Origin of the sequence: Neolewinella persica DSM 23188, from assembly GCF_000373105.1 — a bacterium.
Lineage (GTDB): Bacteria > Bacteroidota > Bacteroidia > Chitinophagales > Saprospiraceae > Neolewinella > Neolewinella persica.
Genome location: NZ_KB890469.1, coordinates 164,327 through 170,432, shown reverse-complemented (window position 1 = coordinate 170,432; position 6,106 = coordinate 164,327). Strand labels below are relative to the sequence as shown.

Sequence of the window (6,106 nt, the reverse complement as noted above, 5' to 3'; positions counted from 1 at the left end):
GAGTTGCAGGGGCGCTGCGCTCCGGTTGCAGGGGTTGCAGGGGCGCTGCGCTCCGGTTACAGGGGTTGCAGGGGCGCTGCGCTCTGGTTGCAGGGGTGCAGGGGCGCTGTGCTCTGGTTGCAGGGGTTGCAGGGGCGCTACGCACTGGTTGCAGGGGGTGCTGGGGCGCTGCGCTCTGGTTGCAGGGGGTGCTGGGGCGCTGCGCTCTGGTTGCAGGGGGTGCAGGGGCGCTGCGCTCTGGTTGCAGGGGGTGCAGGGGCGCTGCGCTCTGGTTGCAGGGTCGCTACGCTCCGGTTGCGGGGGGTGCGGAAACGAGCGAAGCGAGCTGCAAAGTGCGGTAGCTGCAACCTGCAACGCGCCGAAGGCGCTCTGCAACGGGAGCGTAAGCGACCTCTGCAACATGGCGCGCAGCGCGCGCCTACTTCACCTTATTCCAGTCACTAATTCGCTTATCGTACTTCTTTTTACTGAACGGCCACAGGTCCGGGTTGCCCGAAGCTTCGAGCTTTTTTTCTTCGTCTTTGGGCATCAGCTCAGAGAAGAAGTCTATACCAGTGATGGCTTCCACCTCGTCGATGCTCATGGCATATTCCGGGAGCGGGTCGAAGCTGATTTCGTTGGGGATGACGAAGCCGATGCCCTTGCGCTCGGGGTCGTCAAGGTCAAGGAGTACCTTGTAGTAGGCGGCGGGTATGGCGACGCGGGTTTCACGGCCGATGGTACCCTTGGGGTCTTCGGTCATAACCGGACCGGTAACGACGTAGAGACGCTGGAAGCGGTTGGCCCAATCGCGGGTCAGTTCCTCTAATTCCCGCCAGACGCCCTGGTTGAATTGTCGGGCCTGCGGGCTGATGTTGGACAGGTAGAAAGTTTCCCTGGCCTGGTCTGCGTTCCAGGCAAAGTCAGCAAAGGGTGCCAGGTGTCCCCGGTCGTAGCCGCTACCACGGTAGTCATTATCGGAAGCAGACCCGGTACTAACGTTAGGGTCGGTACGAAAATCATTCGGCCGGTCCGTCCATTCCTGCTGGAGGTTTTTACGTTCGAGAATGTAGGCGACCCATTCTGCCTGTTCCCAATCTTCGTCGTAGCTAAGAGAGAAACCCTGATAATCTATCCGTTCGCCACGGGTACCGGTTGGCAGGTAAAACTCCTCGGCGGCATAGTCCAACCGGTCAGCGGGAGGCGCCTCTCCTTCCCCACCGAAGTTGGAGAAGGCCCAGACAAGTGCGGCGGCAATGGCACCGAAAATGCCAACTTTAGTAATGATCCCTCCGGAGGAGGCGGAATCTGCGCCGGTGTGGTTTCTGCGTAGTTTTGCCATGTTGGTTCTTTGGTCGTATTGGTCTGTTAGTGCTATTGATCCGTTGAGCGCGCCTTTTTATACAAAAGGTAGCTTTTTCAGCAGCAAAGTAAACAAAAACCACGGCCATGCCCAAAAGAATATTCCAGCGCAGGAATAATACGAAGCTATTTGTTGTGGATCCACGGTAACATTGGCAACAAGAATAGCGTATAGCTTCTTGTTGACCAGCTCCTGGTTGCTACATCCTATCCCAGCCTCTTCATCCTGAAGATCATGGTGTAGCCCCCACGTTCCTCAATGGTGATTTCGCCTTTCAGGCGGGCGGCACGCATGCGCATATTGTCTTTCCCCTGGCCGGTTTTTTGGGCGCGGACGCTGGTGCGAAGACCGTTTGGAGGAGCAGTATCGGTAGCGGGCTTACCGTTATCTCTGATAAAGAGTTCGAACTGCTGAGCGAACTGTTCCAGCTCGATTTCCACCTTGGTGGCATTACTGTGGCGGGCAATATTGTTAATGGCCTCCTTGTAGATGAAATAAACATCTTGCCGGATATTACCGGACAATTCTTTCTTTTCGTCAAAGCCGGAGGCTTTGAAATCGTAGCGAATATCTAGCGGCAACAGGACCTCGTCGGCATGCTCCTGCATCCGCTGCAGCAGGTTACCGATGGTGTCCCGCCGGGAGTCGATGCTCCAGATGACGTCCGACATTTTAGACATTGCGCTGCGTCCGGCTTCTCCGACCGTGTGCAGGCGGGCCTGTAACGTCTCGTCGTTCGTCTTGTTTTTCAGCAACTCCGCCTGCAGGGTGATGCCAGCGAGTAATCCGGAGACTTCGTCGTGAATATCTGCACTAAGTTGTGTTCGCAATTGCTCGTTGCGCAGCCGTTCGCGCAACCGGCCTTGCAGGATAAAAAAGATCAGGCCCGCAAAAGCGACGATGATCATGACCTGGAACCAAAGTTTTTCTACTACGTATTGCCGGACATTGATGGCTAATTGTAGTTCGCGTTCCCCGTAGTTGCCGTTTGCTCCGGCCCCCTGTACCCGTAACAGGTATTTACCCGAAGGAAGATTGTTGAAGCGGATGGTCCGTTCGTTTACCAGGGGTACCCAATCATCGTTAAAGCCTTCCAGCCGGTAGCGAAACTGGCTGCTGCTCGGCAGCTTACCGGCCGGGAGAGCAAAGGAAATAGCGACGGATTTTTCGCGTGCGAAGACCGTTACCTGTCGCTGACTTCTTATTTCCTTAGACACCCGGCGCTCGCTGTTTCGGCCATAGACAATGATCTCGGTCAGCATCACCTCCGCCCCTGCATCGCTGGAAGACAGGTCGGATTCCCGAAAAGTAGTAACACCATTTACACCACCGAAGTAATACCTGCCGTCTTTCCCACGAAGGGCGCTTCCGGGCAGGAACTCGTCATTACTCAGTCCGTCTTCCCGGTAGTACCGCCTCACGGACCCCGCCTGCCGATCGGCGGGCAAGTGAACCAGTCCGTTTTGGGTAGATAGCCAGAATCCACCCGTAGAGTCGGGCACCATTCCATATACGAAGTTGCTACTCAGCCCTTCCAGGCGGCCGAAGTGGTTATAATCCGCTCCCTCATCAATGAGATGAAACAAGCCTCCGTCGGTCCCCAGCCACCAGTCACCCGGGGCGGTTTCCAGGATGGAGAAGATGGTTCCTAAACCCTCCTTTGCACCTGCGACCGCGCCCTCTTCCTCCCCTTTGAGCTTCGCCCTTTTCAATTCGTATTCCTTCACCTTCCCCGTCAACGGATCGTACCCTAACAGGCCCTGTCCGCCGGTTCCAATCAATAATTCACCATTTGCTGCAGCCAGCAGACAATTGATCCGAAGGCCACTGATTTTCTCCGCTGATTCTCCGACTTTAAGTACCGGAACACAGGCCTCCCGCCGCCGGTCAAAACGAAAAAGCAGCCCAATTTCTCTGGGATCCGATACCCCCAGATAAAGTGATCCGTCTGGTCCAAAGGCCATTGCTCTGGGCGCATAATCCATTCGGTACACCTTTGTTGTCCGACGTAGGAGATCATAGCGGAACAAAAGTCCTCCCTTGGCCAGGTTTACTGGCTGCCCACAGCCCCACAGCACATTAGCAGTTTCATCGTATAGCAGGGCAGCTCCGGCCCTAAAGGCCAATGTTTGGGTAGAGTCTTCCGCCAGCGTTAAAGCCAGGGTATCCAGCGTAGGCTTTCCCGGCGTCCGGTAATAAATGGCGCCATCTTCTTCCATGAAATAAACCTTGCCGGTGTTGTCTTCACAGATTCCCCGTATCTGATTCGGGAAAATATCGCCGCCTTCGCGCAGTTCCAGGAACGTCTCCACAGGGTTAACGTATCGTTCCACCACCCCCAGCCCTTCGCGCAGCCCGAGGTAAACGGTCTCCCGAAAATCTACCGCAGCCACCGTCGAGACCTTTCGCTGTGTAGGCAGGGGAGCTTCAAAAACCATGAAATTTCCGGCCGTATCAACTAAGCCATATTCATCGGGAAATTGCTGCCCGAGAATGTCTTCCGTTGCTGGCAGCAAAAGCTGCCCACGCTGATCCCGGTAAATGGTTGGGTAGCGAAGTCCTGAGTTATCGACGTCCACTGGTCTCGGCTCGTAGTTGGCCTCAGGCCGCCAGGTAAACAATGGGATCCCTCCCCGAAAACTTAGGTAAATCCGGCCGTCAGCAGCCTCCGCAAAAGTATAGAACCGACGTACACCAGTTCTCCCCTTGAAGGGTTCGCTTATTAGTTTTCCCGTTGCGCTGAGGTGCCGGAAACCATGCTCTTCATCGTACAGCAGGAACTGGCCGCTCGTATGCGCCAGGAGTTCCACACGTGGTGTCAGCGTGGTCCAGGCGTCCGTTGAATCGTGGTAGATGGGCGTAAATGTTTTACTTTCTTCGGTCCCGTTGGGGGTGTATTCGTAGAGGAAGGTTCCCTCGCTGCCGATGGTTACCACGAAGGTTCGTCCGAGAGTGTCGGTAGTAATGGCCCGTGGATACCCCAGCACCCCAGTGCTTGGCACCAGCCTAACCTGCTCCACGCTAAATGTTCGGGGATCAAAACGGTCAAAATAGCCGAAAAAATCGTGGAAGGTAACTACAAGTTTGCCCTCGTTATCTGCTTCCACTCCGGCAACGGCCCCACGGCTCAGCCCCGGTCCTTCATCAGCCGTACCCTCCCCAAACCTACGGAAGCGTTGCCCGTCGAAGCGGTTGAGTCCATCCATGGTGGATACCCACAGAAAGCCGTCCGCTCCGATGTGGAGGTCGTTGATCTCCCGGGTCGACAGGCCGTCGTTTACGGTGAAGTACTCTATGCGCAGGGGCTGGGCCTGGAGTAGGGTCAAGGTCGTTGCGACAAATAGGCAGACTTGTAGGAGGCGGTTTGGCACGGTGTAAAGGTAATCGTTACAGGGGTTGCAGGAGTCGCTTCGCTCCTGTTGCAGGGTCGCTTCGCTCCTGTTCCAGGGGTTGCAGGGTCGCTTCGCTCCTGTTGCAGGGGTTGCAGGGTCGCTTCGCTCCTGTTGCAGGGATGGCAAGGTCGCTTCGCTCCTGTTCCAGGGGTGGCAGGGTCGCTTCGCTCCTGTTGCAGGGGTTGCAGGGTCGCTTCGCTCCTGTTGCAGGGGTGCCAGGGTCGCTTCGCTCCTGTTACAGGGGTGCCAGGGTCGCTTCGCTCCTGTTGCAGGGGTGGCAGGGTCGCTTCGCTCCGGTTGCAGGGATGCCAGGGTCGCTTCGCTCCTGTTGCGGGAGTCGAGCGGAGCTTACGTAGTGCGGTAGCTGCAACGCGCCAAAGGCGCTCTGCAACGGGAGCGTAAGCGACCTATGCAACAAGGCGCAAAGCGCCTCTGCAACAGCGCGCGAAGCGCGCGCTACAAATGCTCCAGCAACAACTCCCGTAACCGAGCCTCCGACAGCCCCCGCTCCAAGACTCCATTCATGGCGAAGGAGATTTTACCCGTCTCTTCCGAAACGATGAAACAAGCCACATCGATCTTTTCAGACACCCCAACCGCAGCGCGGTGGCGAAGCCCTACACTCTTTGGTAAATTCGAATTTTCAGAAACCGGTAAAATGGCGCTTGCCCGGCTGATTCTCCGGTCTTGAATTACAACGGCGCCATCGTGGAGGGGGCTTTCTTTATGAAAAATACTGACCAGCAGGCCGTAACTTATATCGGCGTTCAGGCTGGTGCCACCGGTGATTATAGTATCGGGATCGGCGTCTCTGGTGATCACAACGAGCGCACCGGTACGATTACCGGCCATACGTAAAAAGGCCCGGCGGATGTCCTCCGTTTCGGGGGCAGTCTCCGATTGGTCTTCCCCCCGGCCCAATAATCGGTTCCAGACGGAGTCGCGTTGTTTGAGCGTAGAATTTCCCAGCAGGAGCAAAAAGCGTCGCACTTCCGGCTGGAAGATGATGATAAGGCTGACAAAACCAATGTTGATAAATTGGTACAGGATACTGCTCAGCAGATCCATACCCAGTGCTTTGAACGCCTGATAGCTAAGAAACAACAGCATCATCCCCACAAAAATGTTGAGGGCGATGCTTCCCTTCAGGAGGCGGTATAGCTGATACAACATGACTCCTACGATCAGAATATCGAAGAAGTCCCAGATGTCTACCTGGAGGAAGCCGATGTTGAAGAGGAGCTGCACGGGGCAAAGGTAGCATTCAGGATTTAGGTTTCAGTATTCAGGTCTCAGGGTTCAGGAACCAGTATTCAGATTTCAGGATATAGGGGCAGATTTCAGGAACCAGCATTCAGTATCCAGGCAAATA

General features: G+C 55.8%; 3 protein-coding genes. All 3 read right to left on the bottom strand.

What is annotated here, in order from left to right:
- Nucleotides 1-418: 418 nt before the first annotated feature.
- Complete coding sequence (locus B036_RS0124375; protein ID WP_020571362.1) at nucleotides 419-1,321, bottom strand: DNA/RNA non-specific endonuclease; 903 nt, start codon at nucleotides 1,319-1,321, stop codon at nucleotides 419-421.
- Nucleotides 1,322-1,548: 227 nt separating this feature from the next.
- A complete protein-coding gene (locus B036_RS0124370) occupies nucleotides 1,549-4,713 on the bottom strand; it encodes a ligand-binding sensor domain-containing protein (protein WP_157472382.1) in 3,165 nt (1,054 codons plus the stop codon).
- A 477-nt stretch (nucleotides 4,714-5,190) separates the two neighbouring features.
- The gene (gene cdaA / locus B036_RS0124365; protein ID WP_020571360.1) at nucleotides 5,191-5,982 is read right to left on the bottom strand and encodes a diadenylate cyclase CdaA; all 792 of its coding nucleotides are present in this window, start codon (nucleotides 5,980-5,982) and stop codon (nucleotides 5,191-5,193) included.
- Nucleotides 5,983-6,106 lie beyond the last annotated feature (124 nt).

What these genes read in the sequence shown, in the direction of transcription:
- B036_RS0124375 (WP_020571362.1), bottom strand. Translation starts at nt 1,321, where the DNA reads ATGGCAAAACTACGCAGAAACCACACCGGCGCAGATTCCGCCTCCTCC.